Genomic DNA, 23161 nt, shown 5'->3' on the forward strand with positions numbered 1-23161 from the left:
AATGATGCAGCCCCCTGATCTTCCCGATATCGAGCAGCGGCTCGCAATCATATGCGAACGGCACGACTGCGAGCCCCATCGCCTGCTTCAGATCCTGATCGAGGTGCAGGAGATGTACGCCTTTATTCCTCCAGAAGCCATCACCACTATTGGCAAGCATCTCAATCTCCCCCGAGTGAGCGTGGAAGGCGCAGCAGGTTTCTACTCCTTTCTTTCGCTCGAACCCGCAGGCCAATACCGCGTGCTGTTTTCCGATAACGTGACCGACCGGATGCTGGGTAACGAGGAACTAATGCGCCATTTCTGCAACAGGCTGTGGCTTGAGCCTGGCAAAGTGTCGGAAGATGAACTGGTCAGCACCGATCTCACTTCCTGTACCGGAATGTGTGATCAGGGGCCGGCCGCGCTGATCAATGGATGGCCTGTTACCCGCTTAAACAGAGAGCGCATCGATCTCATCGCCGATTTGATCCTCAGCAAGTCCCCCGTTTCGGACTGGCCGCCTACTTTGTTTGAGGTTAATGACAATATCCGCAGGACCGCTAGGCTCCTGGGCGAACCGTTCGAACCTGGCTCTGCGATCAGGGCAGCACTCATGCGTGGCGCCGATGCGACCCTGGGTGAACTCAAATTGTCCAGATTGAGAGGGCGCGGTGGAGCGGGATACGTAACGGCGGACAAGTGGACCGCCTGCCGGAATTCTCAGGGGGCAGCGCGTTATATCGTTTGCAATGCAGATGAGGGTGAGCCGGGAACTTTCAAGGATCGCATATTGCTGAACCGTTACGCGGATATGGTGTTTGAAGGCATGACCGTAGGTGCGCGGCTGCTAGGTTCTGCAAAGGGGTTTTTATATCTGCGCGGAGAATACCGGTATCTGCTAAAAAAACTCGAGGAAGTACTCGTTCAGCGATGCGAGGCTGGCCTGTTGGGCAGCAACATCCTGGGCGAGCCCGGATTCGACTTCGATATCGAGATCCATTTGGGCGCTGGTGCATATATATGTGGAGAAGAATCCGCATTGATCGAATCGCTTGAAGGCAGGCGGGGCAGGCCGCGCAACCGTCCGCCCTACCCCGCACAGCATGGCTATCTCGATCAGCCCACAGTCGTGAACAACGTGGAAACGTTTGCCTGTGCAGCCATGATTGCGGCGTGTGGGGGAAAATGGTTTAGGGAGACGGGCACGCGAGACTCTAGCGGCAGCAAGGTTCTCAGCATCGCAGGCGACTGCACTTTGCCCGGCATTTACGAATATCCGTTCGGTGTATCGGTGCAAAAAATACTGGAAGACTGTGGCGCGCAGGAACCCTATGCTGTTCAAGTCGGCGGTCCGTCCGGCATTCTTGTTTCCTGGCAGGAATTCGAGCGTACCATTTCGTTTGAAGACTTGCCCACTGCGGGCGCCTTCACCATATTCAGGCGAGGGCGCGACATATTGGAAGCCGTGCGCAATTACGCCCACTTCTTCGCGCACGAAAGCTGCGGTTTCTGCACGCCCTGCCGAGTGGGAACGCAATTACAGAAAAAGATCGTGGACAAGATCGCAAACGGTCATGGCACAGCCTCAGATCTCGAAGAGCTGAAGCAGCTGGGACACCTTATGAGAACCATGAGCCACTGCGGACTGGGACATACGGCTCCGAATCCGGTGCTGGATATGCTCCAGAAATTTCCCGGTGCTTACGAGCAAAAGCTCACGAGCCTGTCGTTCGAGCCGGCTTTCGATCTGGATGCTGCACTGGCCACAGCGCGCAGGATCACTGGAAGGGACGATCCGTGGGCCCATCTGCCATGAGTGGAACCATTACGATCGACGGAAAAACGGTGCCATTCACCGGCGGCCAGACCATTATGGATGCCGCGCTGGAGGCTGGGGTTTACATCCCTCACCTTTGCCACAATCCCGAGTTCAAGCCGCACGGCAGCTGCAAGTTGTGTGTAGTGGAGGCCAATGGACGTAATGTGACTTCCTGCACCATGCCGGCTTCCCCCGATATGGTGGTGATCAACGACACGCCGGAGTTGAATGAGGATCGCAAGGCCTTGGTGCAAATGCTGTTCGTCGAAGGCAATCATATCTGTCCGGCCTGCGAGGCGACGGGAAATTGCCAGTTGCAGGCGGCAGGCTACTACCTGCACATGCAAAGTCCGCGCTTCATGCATTTCTATCCGCCGCGCAGGGTGGATGCTTCGCACCCCGATATTTTTCTCGATCTCAATCGCTGCATTCTGTGTGAGCTTTGCGTTCGTGCCAGCCGCGATATCGATAAAAAGAACGTGTTCGGCATTTCAGGCCGAGGTATAGATTCTCATCTGGTAGTCAATTCGGAGAGCGGCAAGCTGGGCGACACGAACATGACAGTCACCGACAAGGCTGCCCATGTCTGCCCTACAGGGGCGATTCTGATCAAACGCAAGGGCTACACCATGCCTATCGGCAAGCGCACATTCGATCAGAAGACGCTGCGCGAATTCCATCTGGAGCAGCAGAAACGAGTCGAGCCGAAGGACGGACCGGATGGCGGATGAAAAACGCAAGATTCGCATCGCAACCTGTTCCCTAGCGGGATGCTTCGGATGCCATACCTCCATGCTCGATATCGACGAGAGGCTGTTTGATCTTCTGAAGATGGTCGAATTCGACCGTACTCCCTTCACGGATATCAAGCATTGCGGCCCGTGCGATATAGGCATTGTCGAAGGCGGTGTCAGCAATGCGGAGAATGCCCGCGTGCTTAGGGAATTCCGTGAGAATTGCAAGGTGCTGGTTGCAATCGGCCCTTGTGCGATTACCGGTAATGTCCCTGCCCTGCGCAACAATATCGACTTGTGGGACTGCTTTCAAGAGGTGTACCTGTATGACCCGGGAACAGAAGGCAAGCAGATACCCAACGATTCGGAGTTGCCGCTTCCCTTCGATAAGGTGTACCCCATCTACGAGGTTGTCAAAGTGGATTATTTTCTGCATGGCTGCCCTCCCCCGGCGGAAGCGATCTGGAAATTTCTCACTGACCTGATCCAGGGAAAGGAGCCGGAAATCGACTATGAATTGCTGCGGTACGATTAACTGCCCATTTCTCGCATGGGCAACTGTGGGTTCAGGAGTGCGAAATGCCGCGTGAACTGGAAACTGCCGTCCATCCGGAAAAGCTGAAACGGGTGGTAATCGAGCCGGTCACCCGCGTGGAAGGTCATGGCAAAGTGACCATCCTCCTGGATGAGGATAACCGGGTGCACCAGGCGCGGTTTCATATCGTCGAATTCCGCGGCTTCGAGAAATTCATCCAGGGACGTCCCTATACCGAAGTGCCGGTACTGGTACAACGCCTCTGCGGCATTTGCCCGGTAAGCCACAATCTTGCCGCTTCCAAGGCGATGGATGTGATCGTGGGCGCAACGCCTCCCCCGGCTGCCGACAAGTTGCGCCGCCTCATGCACATGGGTCAGATGCTGCAATCGCACGCGCTGCATTTTTTCCATCTTTCCTCTCCCGACCTGCTCTTCGGTTTCGATGCGGAGGTGGGGAAGCGCAACATCGCGGGTCTTGCCATGGAATTCCCCGATATTGCCAGGCAGGGGGTCGGATTGCGCAAGTTCGGCCAGGAAGTCATCCGCATGACGAGCGGCAAGCGGGTGCATGGTACCGGTGTGATTCCGGGGGGCATGAGCAAAAATTTGTCTTGCGAAGATCGGGATTGGCTGCTCGCCGAAATAGACCAGGTGGTGCGCTGGAGCCAGGAGGCAGTGAATCTGATCAAGCGCCTCTACGGCGATCACAAGGATTTTTACAACGACTTTGGCTATTACCGTTCGAGTTTCATGAGTCTGGTGCGTGAAGACGGCGCCATGGACCTGTACCACGGGGGCTTGCGGGCTATAGATGACAAGGGCCAGACGATTTTCGACCATGTGGACTACAGCCACTACGGGGATTACATCCACGAGGAGGTGAAATCATGGTCCTACATGAAATTTCCGTTCATACGTTCCCAAGGCAGGGAGGAAGGCTGGTATCGGGTGGGGCCGCTGGCGCGCGTCAACAACTGCGATTTTATCCCCACCCCACTCGCCGAGGCCGAGCGCAAAATTTTCAAGGAATATGACGAAGGACGTGCGACCCATGCCACACTCTCCTTTCACTGGGCGCGCATGATCGAAATGCTCCACTCCGCGGAGGCGATACGGGAGCTGTTGCACGATGACGATTTGCTGAGCAACGACCTGGTGAATACCGGGGAGCGGCAGTTGCGCGGCGTGGGCGTAATCGAAGCGCCCCGCGGCACCCTGATCCACCACTATCGCATCAACGAAGACGAGCAAATCGTGCGCGCCAACCTGATTGTAGCCACCACGCATAATAACCAGGCTATGAACGAAGCCATACGACAGGTGGCGCTGCAATATCTCGACGGGCAGCAATTGACCGAAGGGTTGCTCAATTATATCGAAGTAGCGATTCGCGCGTTCGACCCCTGTCTTTCCTGCGCGACCCATGCTCTTGGAAAGATGCCGCTGGAAGTGGAACTGATCAATGCGGAGGGCGCGAGGGTACAGCACCTGATCAAGGATTCCGACGGGAAGCATCACGCTTAACTACCTATTATCAACTCGGCACAATGTCTGCGATGCTCGATAATCTCAACTGCTGTTTTTGAAATTAGCACAACCCGTAGCTGGAAATATCATCAACCCCTCGGCTCAGAAGAGAGAGAACCAGCAAGGGAGAGATTTGCGAAAAACACTGGACCGTTCATAAACACACTTTTAACAAATACAGACAAGGAGCGGTGAAATGAAAATTACGTCGTTTACAGGTGTCCTTACGTACGCCTTCCTATTCTTGTTTTCGGGATTTGCACAAGCTGTTTCGGTTTCTATCCCGGGAACTGCCAACCCTTACCTGGCAGGAATGCCAGATGGATCAACCGCACCACCTGACCAGGCTCCTTATCAATCCCCGGTAGAGGTCCCCGGGTTGAACCTTGCAGCCGGCGGAATACTGACATTCACAGGGGCTACCGGTGGAGTCAGCAATACTCCTACTTGCGATGGAACAAATTGCAGTTCCATCGATGGTAACGTATACAACGGTGTCCTGTTCTATGACCACGGGGAGGATGCCCAGAATGGGATATCGGATATCAAGTCTCCAATCAATTCCCTGGTTGGCGTATTTTTGACGGACAGCAGACCTGACTTGACCCCAGCGCCTTCCAAACTTGACTTTGAGGCAACTGGCCTGAATTTTACCGCCTTGTCGCCGGAGCCCAAGCAGGTGTTCTTTATTGGCGATGGAATGACGTCCGGAGGCACCATACAGCAATTTTCCATTCCATCCTCTGCAACTCGCCTTTTCCTGGGGACGATGGATGGTGGCGAATGGTTGAACAATAGCGGTGCCATCATGGTCAATGTAGCCCAAGTGGTGCCCGAGCCTGAGGTTTACACTATGCTTCTTGCCGGACTCATACTTTTGGGGTGCGGGGCGAAGAGGCGGACACGGCGCGAAGCTTAAAGATCTCAGGCATTTCAGATTTAACACCTCCTCTACTGGTCTTCGGATATGGCAACCCCAGCCGGGGGGATGATGCGCTCGGGCCCCTGCTGATAGAGCGCCTGGAAGCACTTGGCTTGCCCAATGTAGAGCTGCTCACCGATTTTCAGCTCCAGATCGAGCATGCACTGGACCTGCAAAGCCGCGACAGGGTGCTGTTCGTAGATGCCAGCGTCTCCTGTGTGCGGCCTTACGCCTTTTCACGACTTAATGCGCGCAAAGATGCCAGTTTTACAAGCCATATCATGAGTCCCATGGCGCTCTTGCATGCTTACCAAAACCTGTATGGAATCCCTCCCCCTGCTTATCTGCTCCAAGTTCGGGGTGAGCGCTTCGAATTGGGCGAGCCGCTTAGTCCGGAAGCTACAGTCAATCTGGACGCTTCCTTCGATCTGGTAAAAGGGTTATGTTCCGACCTTGACTTAATCGCGTGGGAGAAATGGGTGAACCATGAGCAAACACTACCTTAGCCCCCTTTTTACACCCAAATCGGTGGCCGTGTTTGGGGCAAGCAACAGTCCGGGCAAGGTGGGCTATGTAGTGTTTGAAAACATGTTGAAAAGCGGTTTTCAGGGCGCGCTCTACCCCATCAACCCGAAATATACCGAGGTACAGGGAAAACCAGCCTATTCCTCCATCAGCGTGATTCACGAGCCGGTTGAACTGGCGGTGATTGCAACGCCGCCCCAGACAGTGCCTGGGATTATCGAGAACTGTGGAAACGAGGGCGTGAAGGCCGCAGTCATCATCACTGCTGGGTTTCGCGAGGCTGGCGATGGCCTGGAGGAGCAATTGCTGGCCACCGCCCGAGCCCACGGAATCCGCCTCATCGGCCCCAACTGCCTAGGCATCATGCGCCCCTCAATCGGGCTCAATGCCACGTTTTACAAGGGGGGAGCCAACAGCGGGAACATCGCGTTCGTCTCCCAGTCCGGCGCGCTCTGTACCGCCATTCTGGATTGGGCGCAAAACAACGACGTGGGCTTTTCAAGCATCGTTTCGATGGGGTCGTCGACCGATGTCGATTTTGGTGAGATCCTCGATTATCTCGTGGCTGACTCCAGCACGCAAAGCATCCTGATGTACATAGAGGGTGTTCGCAACGCACGCCGATTTATGAGCGCCCTGAGGGCTGCGACACGGATAAAACCGGTCATCCTCGTCAAGGTGGGCCGCCACGCGGCGGGGGCAAAGGCGGCGCGCTCACATACCGCTGCACTGGTGGGAGCCGATAATGTATTCAATGCGGCACTCAACCGGGTTGGCGCGGTGCGTGTGCAGACCGTTACCCAGCTCTTTACAGCAGCGAAAGCGTTATCGCTTAATTTCTGCCGATTCGGCAATCGGCTCGCCATTGTAACCAATGGGGGAGGTCCGGGCGTAATGGCGGCCGACCGGGCAGAAGACCTTGGCCTGGTGCTGGCGCCTCTTGGAGATGCCACGCTTCAATACCTTGATCAGCATCTGCCCCGGCATTGGTCACGCGGAAATCCGGTCGACATTATCGGCGATGCCGGAGCGGATCGTTACCATCACGCCGTGAAAGCCTGCCTCGAAGACGGAAACGTGGACGGGGTGCTGGCCATACTCACCCCCCAGGCCATGACGGCGCCACTCGAATCGGCACAGGCGCTGATAGCGCTTTCGGCCGCGCACTGCAAGCCACTGCTGGCCTGCTGGATGGGCGAAGCACAAGTTGCCTCGGCGCGAGAGGCCTTCGCCCAGGCCCGTATCCCCTACTTTCGTACCCCCGAGCCCGCGGTTGAGGTTTTTTCTCATCTCTCGGCCTATTACCGCAACCAGCAATTGCTGGGGCAAATGCCCGGCCCGCTTTCGCATTATCTCGAACCCAACGTGGAAAGCGCCCGGCTGATTATCGAAGGGGCCATGCAGGAACAGCGGACAATATTGACGGCAATGGAATCCAAGGCGGTTCTGGCGGCATTCCATATTCCCGTCGCCCCGACGATGCTCGCCCGCTCGCCGGCCGAGGCACTTCTCATCGCGCAGCAGTTGGGATTTCCAGTAGCAATGAAAATCAACTCACGCGATATCACTCATAAGACCGACGTCGGCGGCGTGCTGCTCAACCTGAAAAATGCCCACGAAGTGCGTGCCGCGTATCAGGATATGCTGGATACCGTGCGGGGGAAACGCCCTGAGGCACATCTGGATGGGGTTTCCATCGAACCCATGATCCGCAAGGCCAATGGCCGGGAATTGATGATCGGGGTTACCAGCGATCCGGCGTTCGGACCTGTCATCACGTTCGGTTCGGGCGGCACCGACGTCGAGGTAAAGAGCACTCCTGCCGTTGCCCTGCCGCCGCTAAACAAATTTCTGTCAGGGGAGCTGATAAGGGAAGCCAACATTGCTCGCCTGCTGGTGGCTTTCCGGCAAATGCCACCAGTCAACCTTGAAGCGCTGGAAGACATACTTTTACGAGTCTCGGAAATGGTGTGCGAACTGCCCTTCCTCAGGGAAATGGACATCAACCCACTCATCCTCGATGAGGCAGGCGCCTTGGCCGCAGACGCCCGCATCGTCGTGGAATACCGGCAACCCAGCGCTGACCGCTATGCGCACATGGCCATAGCCCCCTATCCGGCCCACCTTGTTAGCCATTGGCAGCTTTCTGATGGAACCGACATCATCATTCGTCCGATCCGCCCGGAAGATGCCGAACTGGACCAGCGATTTATTCGGGGACTATCGAAGGAATCCCGGTATTTCCGCTTCATGCAGGCAATGCAGGAGTTGCCGGAAACGCTGCTGGCATCGCTCACCCAGATCGACTATGGCCGGGAGATGGCGCTCATCGCCGTTACCCAGGATAAAGGCCACGAAGCCGCCCTGGGTGTTGCCCGCTATGTCATCAATCCAGATGGAAATTCCTGCAATTTCGCGTTGGCTGTGGCCGACAGCATTGCTGGAAAAGGATTGGGAGGGAAATTGATGGTTTCCCTGATGGCTGCTGCCCGTGAGCAGGGGCTGAAAGAGATTGAAGGCAATGTGCTCAACAACAATCACCGCATGCTCAAATTCATGAGTGACCTCGGTTTCGCCATCAAGCCCGACAAGGAGGACCACGGACTCATGAAAGTGAGCAGGCTGTTGTAGCGATGGTATCGTTATGCCGCCCGCCGCAAGGCTGCTTAAGCAAAAGCTGATTCAGCGCTATGGAAGAACATGCGTCCCTTGTAGCTTTTTTTTGCGGAGTGAAAGCCTGTTCCTGGCGTTTAGCGACAGTTCGAATCTGACATTGTTTGTCAAATCAAATCCAAGCCAATACATTTCAGAACAGCGGTACTACCAATATGTCGCAGCTTGCCTCTTGTATCAAGCGCCTTGTTACACCGCCAAGCAGCGTCTCGTCCTGCCCGGACTGCCCCTGTTTGCCGATGACGATCAGATCGGGGTCAAGCACTTCCAGATTTTTACGGATTACAGCAGATGCAGGGCCCAATTCCATGATACTGGATAAGGTGGCCTTCGGCGCTCCCAATTCGGAGATAAATTGCTCCATCTCCTTTTTCTTTTGTGCTTGAACTTCGCTCTCGTAAATCTGAACCAGATCATCGTCTACACCAGCGGATTCCAGGCTGGCTTTGAATGGCACCTCAAACGCGTGTAGAGCAGTAATGCTTGCATGCGGAGCAATATTCATGGCAAATTCCGTTGCCTGCCCGGAAAATTCGGAGAAATCCACAGGGATCAGCACTTTCCGGTACGGTACCTGAGGCTCGCGTTTGACGATCAGCACCGGACGGGCAAGCTTGCGCAGCACCCTGTCGACGGTAGAGCCGACAAACAACTCTCGCACCAACCCGCCGCCATGAGCGCCGAGCACCACAAGGTCGGCATTCAGGAACTCGGCATAGCGGACAATTTCGGTATAAGGACGTCCTACATTCAGTGTCGTGGCCGACACCGGAATCTGATATTTTTCGGAAAGTGTGCGTTCAATTTCGGTTAATTGCTTACGCGACAGCTCCATCAATCGACGCTCGGTTTCCAGCGGCGTCTTCATTAGATGACGTAGCGTTTCAATGGCAAGGTTATCTATGACATGTATCAAATCAACAGACTCGCTCCCTGATTCATGCGCCAGCAAGGCGGCTCGTGCTGCGGCCCAACTTGCAAGCGGAGACATGTCAGTACCAACCACTATTCGCTTTATAGACAACATAAAATAGTTTTCCTTCATAACCGATGTCGGAGCACGTTAACTCACATAAAAATTCCGCATCATGCCCAGGTCTTCATGCTCCAGATTGTGGCAGTGATAGAGAAACAATCCCGTATAGTCCTCGAAGGGTTTGATAACGTCAATTTCCTCGTTCGGCATGACCAACACAGTATCTTTCCATCCGCTATTAATGAAACCGTCACGGACGGTGGCATAACTATCCATATTCCCATCTTTCAGCTTGCGTGAAATGATGCGAAACTGCTGACCGTGCATATGGATGGGATGCGGCAACATCATCATGCCCATGCCCCCCCTCATTCCCCCCATTCTTCCTCCCATCGGGCCCCTCCCACCCATTCCACTCCCCATGGACCCATGCTCGTTGGTTATGCGGACCTTCTGGATGGTATTGACCGGGATTCGTTCGATATCCATCACTTCATCCATTTCGAAAGACGCGCTGTTCAAGAGGGGTGACATATGCTCCATGGAGGCGGCGATTGGAACAGGCCGGCCGGGATTGGCAACATCTTTCTCCGTCAGATTCCGCATTTTCACCAGTCTTTTCGGCAGCTCAGGCGACTCGCCGATTTTCTCAACAATATGGAATCTGACGATCGGAAAATCTTTACCTTGGGGCAGCCTTCCTGTTCCCATGCCCATGCCACCTCTGCCACCCATTCTCCCGCGGCCCATGCCACCATGCATCTCCATGCCGCCACCCATCCCCATTCCCATCTGGGGAAAGTCGTACTCGAGGCTCCGGAGCATCAAATCCGTTCCAGGTTTGCGGCCGCTGAAATCCACCCAAAGCTCGACCCGCTCCGCGGGTGCCAGCATGATGTATGGAAACGTTTGCGGGTCTTCCAGCAATCCTCCATCGGTGCCGATCGCTGTCAGGGGCGTACCGTCCTCCCACCCCAGCTTGTATATGCGCGAGTTGGAGCCATTGAAAACGCGTATCCGATAGGCACGGGTTTTTACGGGAATAATGGCATCTGCCCGGCCATTGACCAGAATGGTGTCCCCAAGAAAGCCGGTCATCCGCTCATGCATTCCAAAAATGTATTGCAACTGGTTCCCCGCAGTAAAGCGGCGGTCCTGGATGGTCAGCGGAAGATCGTACTCCCCATCAGGCAAATCCAGCTTCCGCTCCTGCTCGTCCCTTATGGTGATCAATCCCGCCTGGCCGCGATAGACTTGGGGTCCCGTCATTTCGTGGGGATGAGCGTGATACCAGTTTGTGCCTGCCGGGTTCTTTACTTCAAACTCATACACGTACCTTTCACCCGGCTCTATCGCGTACATGGGATGACCATCCATTTTCTGGGGCACGTGCATGCCATGCCAATGCATGATGGACGGCTCGGGCAACTTGTTGTAATAAAAAATGCGCACCTTTTGCCCCTGGACAAGATTCATGATGGGTCCCAGATAACCCGGGGCGCTTTTCAACAGGGCCGCTTGAGGCCCTTTCAATACTTTCCCGTCGTATCTGAAAACACTCGTGCTGGGCCCCGGTAGTATCGGGACCTCGGCTAATTGGGCGACAAACTCGATTTCCACATCGGGCTTGAAATTCGGATCGGGTTTAGCGTTCAACATTCGTCTGTCTTGAGCTAACCCAAAACCAGGAAATGCCGCAGCCGCAGTGCCAGCCAATAGATACTGCAAGAATTGTCGCCGCTTACGATCGTAATCTTTCATGATTTATCCCTTTTTCCATGCTGCAACGGGTTTAGAACCTGGCACCAGGGCATGAGCATTCAGGATTGCTCCTTTGGCAGCGAGGGAGGGAGAAATGCAGTTAAGTCTTGTATCCTGTCTACGATGAGACTTCCTTTCGCTACCTTGAATAACTGGAGTCGAGTGGGTCCGCTCATCTGCCGCTCCCGATAATGCACTAATACTGCCACTTGAACTGCATCTCATCTTTCACCGCTCTTACCCCTTGCACCTCTCGTGCAACTTCAATCACTTTTTCCATGACGAGAATGGAACTCACCCTACCCGTCAATCTGACATTGCCTTGACTCGTTTCAACCCCGATCTCCTCGTCTCTAAGCGAGGGTTCTTCGGAAATCGCGGTTTTCACCCTGGCGGTAATGGCTAAATCTGCATTTTCATCCATATCGCGCCTGCCCGTCTTGCTGGCCATCTCCAGGTGCTCCTTTTCCTGTGCAGCCATCACGGAGCTAGCAGGAAGCCAAACAAGCAAGGCAGCAAAGAAGAACACGAGAAAACTGTTAATTGCATTCAGAAAAAGCATAAATGATCCCTGGAACTTGAACTTGGCAGGCAGTTAAATGGATCAGGCAGACAATTCATTCTAGCCTCTGCCCGCGTTTGCAACAGGCATATATTTGCTCTGCTGCAGGCGTCTGACCACAAGCTTTTCAAATTCGGCCACTCCGAACACGAACAGTCCGGCACAGACTACCTTAAACCATTCCAGAAGGGTCAGGTCAGCCGAACCGAAAATATGTTGCATGACGGCAGCATGTGTAAACGCCAGCTGTAAGGGGATGCAGACGGCAATTGCCAGAAGCGCATAACCATTGCCGGTGAGGCCTTCAAGGTTGATGACCGGATCAAGAATGTGGCGGCTGTTGATGAGATAGAACATCTCTGCGGCGACGATTGCATTGACCGCCATCGTGCGGGCCACTTCCAAACTCGTGCCGCTATCCAGTTCCCACAGGAAAAGGCCGAGCCCCCCGGTCATCATGAGAACGGAAACCATGACGACTCGCCAGATAAAGAAGCCGGACAGCAAAGGCTCGCCGGGAGGCCGCGGGCGACGCGACATGATATTGCCCTCCGTCGGCTCAAAAGCCAGCGCCAGGCCCAGCGTACTGGATGTAACCATGTTGATCCACAACACCTGGGCAGGTGTGAGTGGCAACGTCAGCTCGAATACGATTGCTGCAAGGACCACGAGGGCTTCTCCCCCATTGGTGGGCAACATGAAGAGAATGAATTTCTTCAGGTTGTCGTACACCGCGCGGCCTTCGCGAACGGCAGTGACAATCGTGGCAAAGTTGTCGTCAGCGAGTACCATGTCGGAGGCTTCCTTGGCCGCCTCCGTGCCTTTCATGCCCATCGCTACGCCCACATCGGCGCGCTTGAGAGCAGGGGCATCATTCACTCCGTCGCCTGTCATTGCCACGACCTGCCCGGCGTCATGCAGCGCCTCAATGAGACGCAACTTGTGCTCGGGGCTGGCACGGGCAAAAATGTCTGCGTGCATGACCATGCCTCGCAGCGTCGCGTTATCCATTACGTCTATCTCGGGACCCGTGATAGCGGGCTTTCCTGCACCGATTGCCAGTTGCGCACCAATGGCGCGAGCCGTATCGACATGATCGCCGGTAATCATCTTCACGCGAATCCCGGCGCGATGGCATTCTTCCACGGCGACGATCGCTTCCTCTCGGGGGGGATCGATAATTCCGACCAGAGCAAGCAAACCGTAGCCCTTCTCCACATCCTCGAACCGTAATTGATGTGTGGCAGGAGCGGTACACTTGCAGGCAATTGCAAGCACACGCAATCCCTGTGCCGCTGTTTCCGCAGCCATCCGGTTCCAGTAATCCGGGTCAAGCGGCACCAGGCTGTCGTGGCCGAACTGATGGGAACAGATATCGAGGATACGCTCAGGCGCTCCCTTGGCGAACAACCAGGACTCCCCGTCAGGATCGAGGTGGTGCGTAGCCATAAAGCGGTATTCAGATTCGAATGGAATGCAATCCATCCTCGGCCACGCGCCCAGTGCCGCGTCCTGGACGAAGCCTGCCTTGTGTCCCAGAACAAGCAGCGCTCCTTCAGTCGGATCCCCGTCAATCCGCCACAAACCTTCTTCCTCTTCTCGCAGGGAGGCGTCATTGCACAGCATGCCGGCTCGCAGCGCCATTGAAAGCACAGGGCGCTTGCTAGCCTCCATTACCTTGCCATCGACGCTGAAGTCGCCAAACGGAGCGTAGCCTATGCCACCAACATTGAATACATGGCTGGCACAAACTACCCGCTGCACCGTCATTTCATTGCGCGTCAGGGTTCCAGTCTTGTCCGAGCAGATGACTGTAACTGAGCCCAAGGTCTCGACCGCAGGCAGACGGCGGATGATCGCCTTGTGCCGCGCCATCCGTTGTACTCCGATCGCCAGGGTAACGGTCATGATCGCCGGCAATCCCTCGGGAATTGCAGAAGCAGCCAGCGCGACCACCATCAGGAACATCTCCGTTGGGGGATGACCGCGAACAAGCGTGCCGAAAATGAATGTCGACCCCGCCACCCCAAGGATAACCACGGCCAGTCCTCGCCCAAAACGGTTGATCTGGCGGAGCAGTGGCGTATCGCGGCTCTCGATGCCTGCCAGCATCGTACTTATCCTGCCAAATTCGGTACTCTCTCCCGTGGCAACTACAATCCCGGACGCTTGACCATAAACGACAAAAGTGCCCGAGTACGCCATACTGTAGCGATCGCCCAAGGGCGCATCCTCCGCCACCGGTTCCACGCGTTTTTCCACCGGCACCGATTCGCCGGTCAGTGCGGCTTCCTCGATCCTAAATTCCCGCGCACTCAGCAAACGCACGTCCGCCGGAACCCTATCACCGGAAGAAAGCGCGACGACATCTCCCGGCACCAGTTCGGCCGCATCAATCTGTCGCCGGATTCCACCCCGAATCACGGTGGCATGTGGCGAAAGCATGGAGCGTATGGAGTCGAGAGCCTCTTCCGCCCTGCCTTCCTGAATGAAGCCGATGATCGCGTTGATCACTACTGCGCCCAGCAAGACGCCTGTATCCAACCAATGGTCAAGAAAAGCGGTGATGGCTGCCGCCCCTAGCATGACGTAGAGGAGAATGTTATGAAACTGCATCAGCAGACGCACCAGAGCGCTTCTGCGCTTCGGTGGCGCAAGACGGTTGGGTCTGTATTGTTCGAGCCTGCGCCGGGCTTCGGCGTCAGTCAATCCCTCAGGTGCGGTTTCAAGCTTTTGCTGCACAAAAGCCGGCTCGAGCGCGTGCCAGGGTTGCGGTGGGTATAGCTGCGCCTCAGGCTGAGGCTGATTATCCCCCTTTATCTGGGCAGAATCTCTTTGCATACCGGACAATCTGCGGAAGGTCAGCTTTGATATTTCGGAGAATTCTGTTCAACGGCGAGGCCCGATTGTTATGAGCACATCGCACGAGGATTGCTCAAGAACATGCCGCGATACACTGCCCAGCAGCAGTTCCTCGAGACCGGATTTTCCATGTTTTCCCAAGACGATCAAGTCTGGCCTGGTTAGCTCTGCGTGATCACATATCACATGACCCGGATAGCCAAAAACAACCTCGCGGGTAATTGCCCGATTATCCCCTTCCGGAATACCCGCAATAAACTGATTCAAATCGCGCCGGGCATCTTCTTCCGCTTTGACATGGTAGTCGTGAACGAGGTTGTTCCCAATGCCTGCCAACTGCATTTGCTCCTCCAGTACGACATCAAATACGTGTAGAAAATCGATTTTTGCCTCCGGTGCAATCTTCAGCGCCATCTGTACCGCACTTCTGGAGTTTTCGGAAAAATCAACTGGAACCAGCACTCGTCGATAGGATGTTATCGCTTCCTTCTTTATTACCAGCAAAGGAGTTTTAATCATCCGCGCCACCTTATCGGCTGTGTTGCCGAGAAAAATAGAAGTTAAAAAATGACCTCCATGCTCGCCAATAACCGTTAAATCCGCAGGCAACTCATCTGCTCTTGCAACAATCTCTTTCTCAGGTCTCCCAAACCTGACCGTTCTGGTACAGCGGATACCATGGTTATCCTGCAGATGCGCAGAGATCAGTCCTAACTCGCGTATCGCCCGCTCGACGAGAACCACCTCGGCTGCCCCAGGCGTACTCTTGAGAACAAGCGCCAGCGTGTCGGGCAATCCTGCTTCTTTCACAGTCAACAAATCAATTGTGTCCGACTCCAGAAGAGCTGCCAGCATGCCCGCTCGCTTACCCGCCCAACGGGAGAACTGGGAAAAGTCAATTGCTACCAGAATACTTTTAATGTCACGCATACACCCAGATCGTACGCCAATTTGCTTCGTTCCAACCCTGATGGCTGGCAATAATCTTGCCACCCATCATTGCCATTAAACTCTTCGCTGCTACACTTTTCTCATTCGATTTTTGCTGCCAAGCTCGTTCCCTGACTCAGGAACAAGAAATAATTACCTTCAGAGCACGTTCCTTCATTGCATTACTGAAGGCATCGTAGGCGCTCATCATGTCGTCCAGCTTGAAATGATGCGTTATCAATTGTCCTGGTTGAATCCTGCCTGACGTCACCGTTTTCATGAGTAACGGCGTGGTCGCAGTATCGACAAGACCGGTTGTAAGCTTGATATTCTGAGACCACAATTTATCCAGATTCAATTGGACCGGCTTGCCGTGCACACCAATGTTGGCGATATGACCTCCTGCGGTGACGATAGCCTGGCAGATGTCGAAACTCATCGGTATTCCTATCGCCTCTATTGCCACATCGACCCCTCTGCTGCCGGTCAGTGCCATCACCTTTTCGACTGCCTTGCCGTCGCTGTTGTTAATGGTCCGGGTCGCTCCCAGTTTTTTGGAGACTTCCAGGCGATTATCATCGATGTCGATCATAATGATTTCCGCAGGTGAATAGAACTGTGCCGTCAGTAATGTGGCCAGACCGATAGGTCCGCCTCCGACAATTGCTACTGTATCGCCCGGCTTGACCTGTCCGTTGACCACACCGCACTCGAAGCCTGTCGGCAAAATATCACTTAACATAACCAGCGCTTCTTCGTCGGCGCCAGGGGGAACGGAATAAAGGCTGTTGTCCGCAAATGGAATCCGGACATACTCCGCCTGAGTCCCGTCAATGAGGTTCCCCAAGATCCAGCCACCTCCATTTTCACAGTGTGAGTACATTCCTTTCTTGCAGTTGGCGCATTTGCCGCACGATGTAATGCAGGAAATCAGGACGCGGTCACCCACGCGGAAATTTGAAACATTCGTGCCTGCCTGATCGACGATTCCGACTCCTTCATGGCCCAGAATACGACCCTCGGCAACAGTAGGCACATCACCTTTCAGGATATGCAGATCGGTTCCGCAAATGGTTGTTTTCGATATTTTGACAATTGCATCAGTCGTATTTTCAATGACAGGCTTTGGTTTGTCTTCCAGTTCGCGTTTACCTGGACCACGATATACAAGTGCTTTCATGAGGGGTCATCCTTCATTCCAATGAATAATTGCTACGCCGTTACAGATAGTGTCAAGTATAGTTCGAGAGCTGCGACTATGAGGGGCGTGAAAGCGATATCATCACAGCCGGGTTTTGCGCGATGGCTTGGAGGAACAATTGTTCTCTACGTGAATCCACTGAATCCACTGAATCCACTGAATCCACTGAATCCACTGAATCCACTGAATCCACCTATCAATGATAATTTCCCCTTGCCGAAAGAGTCGGATCATCCCCATCCCAGCCTGAGGCTCCGCGCCGCTTCCTGTATAATTCCCTTTTATATTTTGAAAGCATTTTTCATGGAAGCAGAACACGTCAACGCTCTCACCCACCAGCTCGGCGATCTGGATAGCCGGGCAGCAGAACTGCGGAGGTATCTTTGACTTCGATACCAGGAAAACACGTCTGACCGAACTTAACCGGTTGACGGAAGACCCCGCAGTCTGGGATGACAACAAGCGTGCCCAGGAACTGGGGCGCGAAAAAAAGATGCTGGAAAGCGTCGTCATCAACCTGGAAACAATTTCCCGCCAGTTGCAGGATGCACGGGAGCTGTTCGAGATGGCGGAAGAGGAAGATGACGACCCTACTCTTCAAAGCGTGGCGCGCGACATCAGCCATTTGGAAAAAGCAGTGTCGGACATGGAATTCCGGCGCATGTTTTCCAACCCCATGGATACGAATAACTGCTTCGTGGATATCCAGTCCGGCTCGGGCGGTACCGAAGCGCAGGACTGGGCCGCGATGCTGGAACGCATGTATCTGCGCTATTGCGAGCGCCGCGGCTATGAGGTGGAAGTCATGGAAGAGTCGCCGGGCGAAGTGGCCGGAATCAAGAGCGCGAGCCTCAAAATATCGGGTGAATATGCCTATGGCTACCTCCGCACCGAAACCGGCGTCCATCGACTGGTGCGCAAATCGCCGTTCGATTCCGGCAATCGCCGTCACACCTCGTTTGCGAGTGTATTCGTCTACCCAGAAGTGGATGAGACCATCGAAATCGATATCAATCCCGCGGACCTGCGGGTTGATACCTTCCGCGCTTCCGGTGCGGGCGGCCAGCACATCAACAAGACTGACTCTGCGATCCGGATCACTCATAATCCTACCGGTATCGTCGTTCAATGTCAGAGCGGACGTTCGCAGCATCGTAATCGTGCGGATGCCATGGCCATGCTGAAATCGCGCCTTTTTGAAGCGGAACTGCGCAAGCGCAATGAGGAAAAGCAGGCGATAGAAGACACGAAAACCGATATCGGCTGGGGGCATCAGATCCGCTCCTATGTGCTGGACCAGGCGCGCATCAAGGACCTGCGGACGGGAGTGGAAAGCGGCAACACGCAGGCTGTACTTGACGGCGAGCTGGATGGTTTCATCGAAGCAAGCTTGAAACAAGGCGTATAAGGGGATCGTGCTGTGGCAGATGATGATGCTTTAATAGATGATAAAAAACTTACAGAAACGCTAGAAAAGGTTCATGCAGAACTCAAACTCGTTGAAGAGCGCCGCACTAAACTTGACGCGCTGCGTGCAACGGGCAATGCCTTTCCCAACGACTTTCCCCGCGAGCATTTTTCGGCGGACCTTCATCGCCAGTATGGCGAGCACGCCAACGAAACGCTGGAGGCAGAACCGATACCAGTGCGCGTGGCTGGCCGCATGGTCCTCAAGCGGGTCATGGGCAAAGCAAGCTTTGCCACCTTGCAGGATATGAGCGGTCGCATCCAGCTTTACATTGCAAAGGATGTAGCGGGCGACAGCGCATATGACGCATTCAGGCATTATGATCTTGGCGACATATTAGGCGCAGAGGGCACCCTGTTCCGGACCCGCACCGGGGAACTGTCAGTACGGGTAACAAGCCTGAGATTGCTCACGAAATCGCTGCGACCGTTGCCGGAAAAATTTCACGGCCTGACCGACCAGGAGCAGAAGTACCGGCAGCGCTATCTCGACCTCATCACGAATGAAACCAGCCGCAAGGTGTTTATCGCGCGCTCCATGATCATCCAGGCCATTCGCGAGTTTCTGGCGGACCATGGCTATCTGGAAGTCGAAACGCCCATGATGCATCCTATCCCCGGGGGTGCGACTGCCCGCCCCTTCATCACGCATCACAACGCGCTGGACATGCAGCTGTATCTGCGCATCGCGCCCGAGCTTTATCTCAAGCGGCTGGTAATAGGTGGCCTGGAAAAAGTATTCGAAATAAATCGTAGCTTCAGGAATGAAGGGATTTCCACCCGGCACAACCCCGAATTCACCATGCTGGAGTTTTACGAGGCCTACCGGGACTATACGTATCTGATGGATCTTACCGAGGCTCTGCTGCGGGAGGTAACGCTAAAGGTGCTGGACGCCACCAGCTTCACGTATCAGGGGCGCGAGTTGGATCTGGCGCAACCCTTCGAGCGGCTCACCATCACCCAGGCTATCCGGAAATTTCATCCCGAATATACGGAGGCGCAGCTCGACGACCGTGCATTCCTGTTGAAGAAATTGCAGGAACTCGGAATTCCTCATAAACCCGAGGATGGTATAGGAGGATTACAGCTTACCCTGTTTGATGAAACTACCGAGCATTTGCTGTTCGACCCTACTTTCATTGTCGATTATCCGGCGGAAGTGTCGCCGCTTGCGCGTCGCAATGACAGGAATCCTGAGATAACCGACCGGTTTGAGCTCTATATAGCCGGACGGGAGATTGCAAACGGATTTTCGGAGTTGAATGATCCGGAGGATCAGGCGGCGCGCTTCCTGGAGCAAGCCAGAGCCAAGGAAGCAGGCGATGCGGAAGCCATGCACTACGATGCCGACTACATCCGCGCACTCGAATACGGCCTGCCTCCCACCGCGGGAGAAGGTATCGGCATCGACCGGCTGGTCATGCTCCTGACCGATAGCCCGAGTATCCGCGATGTCATCCTGTTCCCCCAGTTGCGGCGGGAGGATTGAAAATCTGGATCGTTTCGATTGCCCGGAGTTGTCCAACTCCGGTTTTTTATTGAATCGGCGAGCAAGCAGTACAAACGTCATACCAGCGGAAGCCGGTATCCAGTGACGTTCAAAGCACGCCATTGTTGGTTTGCACTAGATTCCGGGTCAGGTCCGGAATGACGAGATTCATAGTATTTTCTGGCCGGATCAATAACAAACTGCGTAACAAATACGCTCTTCAATATACTCTTCAGGCAGCTGAACTGCTCCTGATCTCATCTGGCGCGGCTTGAGTTTTTCGGCTCGATGCTGCCGGATTCACCGTCCCCTTACTGGATTCTCCCAGCTCGTTCGCGTCGCGAAGCACATCTCATCCTTTGCTATCTTTCCAGGCTGGAAGATGGAGTGTCTGCTTGAACCTTTTACTCCATTCGCTGCCAAAGTTTATATACCCTACCCAGGTATTGACCCTCTATGGAAGGGACGGAGCATGATCCAGCGGGATGACAACAAATACCGGGAAAGGGTCACTCCGGTTATTGAAGAGAATGATAAAAACTGGCGAGAAGCATCCTCCGAACCGCAGGAGGGAGCAGGACTTGAGCAGGATTTGGATTCGCATTGAAGGTTGAAGCTGAGTAACCTCCGCCTGTAGCGTTCGCTTTGCGGGGACTAAGTAGACGAAAGGCACGAAAGGTGGACTGTTCAGAATATTTGACATATACCCCTACAGGGTATAAAGTCAGCTGAACGTTTTGGAGACACCATCATGAGTTCTCTTACTCTCAGGCATATCGAACTGCCTATCGAAGGCATGACTTGTGCGGCATGCGCGACCCGGATCGAAAAAAACCTCAACAAGCTGCCAGGCGTGCAGGCAGCAGTAAACTTCGCCAACGAAAAAGCGCGGATCGAGTTTGACGCTTCGGCGACTCAGCCGGAAGACCTGGTACACTCCATTGAAAAAGCAGGTTTCCATGTCGCCCCTCAGTCGGTGCAGTTGCAGATCACTGGCATGACCTGTGCGGCATGTAGCGGTCGGATCGAGAAGGCATTGAGCAAGCTTGGGGTTACAGCTTCCGTCAATCTGGCAACCGAAACCGCGCATGTCAATTACAATCCCGCCGTGGAAACGGTGGAAGATATCATCAACGCTGTCGTCAAAACCGGCTATGGAGCCCGGGTGCTCAGCGATACCAGTCGTGCCGAAGAGAAAGCACGCAAGCTGGCTGCCTATCAGGCGGAGCTTCGGATGTTCTGGATTTCCGCGGCACTCAGCGCGCCGCTGCTGGTGCAGATGGGGCCGATGTTCTGGGGCGGTGAGATGGAACTGCTGCCGCGCTGGCTCCAATTGCTGGTGGCCACGCCGGTACAGTTCTGGATAGGCAAGCGCTTCTACGTGGGTGCCTGGCATGCATTGCGAGGCGGTGGCGCCAATATGGATGTACTGGTCGCGCTGGGCACCAGCATGGCCTATCTTTTCAGCGCGGTGGTCACGTTGCTGGGGCTGGATCAGCATGTCTATTTCGAAGCGAGCACAGCCATCATCACTCTGGTGCTGCTCGGCAAATTGATGGAAGCACGCGCCAAAAGCAGGACTTCCGCCGCCATCGAGGAGCTCGTCAAGCTGCAACCCAGGACAGCGCGCGTGGAACGCAACGGCGAGATCATCGAGGTGGACGTGAGTACGCTCAAGGTGGGCGATATTTTTCTGGTTCGCCCGGGCGAAAGCCTGCCGGTAGACGGCATCGTCCTCGAAGGCGCATCCAGTGTAAACGAAGCAATGCTGACGGGGGAAAGCCTCCCCGTGGCGAAGCAGGCAGGCGCCACGGTATACGCCGCCACCGTGAACCAGCAGGGCATGCTGAAATGCCGCGCTACAGGCGTCGGTGCACATACCCAGCTCGCTGCCATTATTCGCCTGGTTGAGGAAGCGCAGGGCTCGAAAGCGCCCATCCAGCGCCTCGCGGATACCATATCCGGTATCTTTGTGCCAATCGTGACTGCCATCAGTGTCCTGACTTTTATCCTGACATGGTGGCTGGCGGGCAACTTTGTCCCGGCCCTGGTCAGCGCCGTGGCGGTGCTGGTGATCGCCTGTCCCTGCGCGCTCGGACTGGCAACTCCGACCGCCATCATGGTAGGCGTAGGCCGCGGCGCGCAGAGCGGCGTGCTGGTCAAGAACGCCGCAGCACTCGAGCACGCAGGAAAAATCGAGACACTCATCCTGGACAAGACCGGCACGCTCACCGAAGGTAAGCCAGCGCTTACGGATATCGTCCCCGTCGAGCCTTTTACAGAACGAGAGCTGATGCGTATTGCAACCACCCTTGAACAGGGTTCGGAACACCCTCTGGCAAAAGCAGTCATGGAACATGCCAGTAAAACGGGTATTCAACCGGAGCCTGTAACCAATTTTCAGGCTGTCACTGGCAGCGGCATCACTGGCAATGTTGGCGATATCGGGTATATTCTTGGCTCACCCGGATTCCTGCGAGAGCACGGTCTGCAGGTTGATGAGAACACGATATCCGCCCTTCAGTCCAAAGGCAAAACGGTCGTCGGCCTTGCCGCCGTAAATATCCTCTCCGGAGAATCTCCCCAAGTGCTGGGCTATCTCGCCATCGCCGACCAGCTCCGCGCAACTTCAGCACGGGCGGTGGCGCGATTGAAAGCGATGGGTATCGAGGTTGTGATGCTCACCGGCGACAATGCGCCGACCGCGGCTGCAATCGCCGGCCAGGCAGGGATAACCGTGTATCGGGCCGAGGTGCTGCCACAGGACAAGGCCACAGAGGTAGGCAAGTTGAAGGAAGGCGGCAAAGTTACCGGCATGGTGGGCGATGGGATCAATGATGCGCCCGCACTGGCGGCGGCTGACGTAAGTTTTGCCGTCAGCGCGGGTTCGGACGTCGCGATCGAGGCAGCCGACATTACCCTCATGCGCGATGATTTGATGAGTGTGGCCGACGCCATCTCCCTTTCGCGCATGACATTGAGGAAAATCCGGCAGAACCTTTTCTTTGCCTTTTTCTACAATGTGCTGGGTATACCGCTCGCGGCGATGGGTCTGCTCAATCCTGTCATTGCAGGTGCGGCGATGGCAATGAGCTCGGTATCGGTGGTAAGCAATTCCCTGTTGTTAAAGCGCTGGCGAGCGAGTGCCTGAGCTTTCGTCACGGATGAGCGATAATAAATTACCTCGGCCA

Annotated in this window: 17 protein-coding genes; 11 read left to right on the forward strand and 6 right to left on the reverse strand. The window is 55.0% G+C overall.

The genetic code is table 11. From position 1 onward, the window contains the following. The first annotated feature begins 1 nt into the window (after position 1). The 7 genes from C8R21_RS04220 to C8R21_RS04250 all read left to right on the forward strand — a co-directional run bounded on the left by C8R21_RS04220 (position 2) and on the right by C8R21_RS04250 (position 8677). Positions 2-1798 carry an NADH-ubiquinone oxidoreductase-F iron-sulfur binding region domain-containing protein gene (locus tag C8R21_RS04220; protein WP_107761581.1) on the forward strand — a complete coding sequence of 599 codons (1797 nt, stop codon included), beginning with the start codon at positions 2-4 and terminating at the stop codon, positions 1796-1798. Next, positions 1780-2532 carry a 2Fe-2S iron-sulfur cluster-binding protein gene (locus tag C8R21_RS04225; RefSeq protein WP_308811375.1) on the forward strand — a complete coding sequence of 251 codons (753 nt, stop codon included), beginning with the start codon at positions 1780-1782 and terminating at the stop codon, positions 2530-2532. Before C8R21_RS04220 ends, C8R21_RS04225 begins: the two co-directional genes overlap by 19 nt. Continuing rightward, positions 2522-3070 (forward strand): NADP oxidoreductase, encoded by a 549-nt coding sequence (locus C8R21_RS04230; protein WP_107761583.1) that lies wholly within the window; start codon positions 2522-2524, stop codon positions 3068-3070. Before C8R21_RS04225 ends, C8R21_RS04230 begins: the two co-directional genes overlap by 11 nt. Before the next feature lie 44 nt (positions 3071-3114). Then, entirely contained in the window at positions 3115-4596 is a 1482-nt protein-coding gene (locus C8R21_RS04235) for a Ni/Fe hydrogenase subunit alpha (protein ID WP_107761584.1), read from the forward strand. Positions 4597-4795: 199 nt separating this feature from the next. Beyond that, on the forward strand, positions 4796-5518 hold the full coding sequence (locus C8R21_RS04240; RefSeq protein ID WP_107761585.1) for a PEP-CTERM sorting domain-containing protein: 723 nt from the start codon (positions 4796-4798) through the stop codon (positions 5516-5518). Continuing rightward, positions 5482-6027: a hydrogenase maturation protease gene (locus C8R21_RS04245; RefSeq protein WP_107761586.1), complete on the forward strand. Its 546-nt coding sequence runs from the start codon at positions 5482-5484 to the stop codon at positions 6025-6027. Before C8R21_RS04240 ends, C8R21_RS04245 begins: the two co-directional genes overlap by 37 nt. Next, entirely contained in the window at positions 6008-8677 is a 2670-nt protein-coding gene (locus C8R21_RS04250; protein ID WP_107761587.1) for a bifunctional acetate--CoA ligase family protein/GNAT family N-acetyltransferase, read from the forward strand. Before C8R21_RS04245 ends, C8R21_RS04250 begins: the two co-directional genes overlap by 20 nt. 175 nt (positions 8678-8852) lie before the next feature. On the opposite strand, the gene C8R21_RS04255 is transcribed toward C8R21_RS04250, so the two are convergent. The 6 genes from C8R21_RS04255 to C8R21_RS04280 form a co-directional block, all read right to left on the reverse strand. Continuing rightward, positions 8853-9764, reverse strand: coding sequence for a universal stress protein (locus C8R21_RS04255; RefSeq protein ID WP_308811376.1), 912 nt, complete (start codon positions 9762-9764; stop codon positions 8853-8855). 18 nt (positions 9765-9782) lie between these two features. Continuing rightward, positions 9783-11456 carry a multicopper oxidase domain-containing protein gene (locus C8R21_RS04260; protein ID WP_107761588.1) on the reverse strand — a complete coding sequence of 558 codons (1674 nt, stop codon included), beginning with the start codon at positions 11454-11456 and terminating at the stop codon, positions 9783-9785. Positions 11457-11652: 196 nt separating this feature from the next. Then, entirely contained in the window at positions 11653-12018 is a 366-nt protein-coding gene (locus tag C8R21_RS04265; protein ID WP_258192248.1) for a BON domain-containing protein, read from the reverse strand. Positions 12019-12078: 60 nt separating this feature from the next. Continuing rightward, positions 12079-14859, reverse strand: a complete 2781-nt coding sequence (locus tag C8R21_RS04270; protein ID WP_107761589.1) for a cation-transporting P-type ATPase — start codon at positions 14857-14859, stop codon at positions 12079-12081. 48 nt (positions 14860-14907) lie between these two features. Beyond that, a complete protein-coding gene (locus tag C8R21_RS04275; RefSeq protein WP_107761590.1) occupies positions 14908-15810 on the reverse strand; it encodes a universal stress protein in 903 nt (300 codons plus the stop codon). A 136-nt stretch (positions 15811-15946) separates the two neighbouring features. Then, the gene (locus C8R21_RS04280; protein WP_107761591.1) at positions 15947-16990 is read right to left on the reverse strand and encodes a zinc-dependent alcohol dehydrogenase family protein; all 1044 of its coding nucleotides are present in this window, start codon (positions 16988-16990) and stop codon (positions 15947-15949) included. 78 nt (positions 16991-17068) lie between these two features. Here C8R21_RS04280 and C8R21_RS15815 point away from each other — a divergent pair, with 78 nt between their 5' ends. The 4 genes from C8R21_RS15815 to C8R21_RS04300 all read left to right on the forward strand — a co-directional run bounded on the left by C8R21_RS15815 (position 17069) and on the right by C8R21_RS04300 (position 23121). Beyond that, positions 17069-17398, forward strand: a complete 330-nt coding sequence (locus C8R21_RS15815) for a hypothetical protein (RefSeq protein ID WP_181258847.1) — start codon at positions 17069-17071, stop codon at positions 17396-17398. Beyond that, a protein-coding gene (prfB, locus tag C8R21_RS04290; RefSeq protein WP_146162439.1) for a peptide chain release factor 2 occupies positions 17315-18419 on the forward strand; the annotation gives its coding sequence in 2 pieces (ribosomal slippage) (positions 17315-17395 and positions 17397-18419; 1104 coding nt in all). The genes C8R21_RS15815 and prfB overlap by 84 nt, the downstream gene beginning before the upstream one ends. Before the next feature lie 33 nt (positions 18420-18452). Beyond that, on the forward strand, positions 18453-19970 hold the full coding sequence (gene lysS, locus C8R21_RS04295; protein WP_107761643.1) for a lysine--tRNA ligase: 1518 nt from the start codon (positions 18453-18455) through the stop codon (positions 19968-19970). A gap of 751 nt (positions 19971-20721) precedes the next feature. Next, entirely contained in the window at positions 20722-23121 is a 2400-nt protein-coding gene (locus tag C8R21_RS04300; protein ID WP_107761594.1) for a heavy metal translocating P-type ATPase, read from the forward strand. Positions 23122-23161 lie beyond the last annotated feature (40 nt).

The sequence above is a fragment of the Nitrosospira multiformis genome, from assembly GCF_003050865.1.
Classification (GTDB): Bacteria; Pseudomonadota; Gammaproteobacteria; order Burkholderiales; family Nitrosomonadaceae; genus Nitrosospira; species Nitrosospira multiformis_E.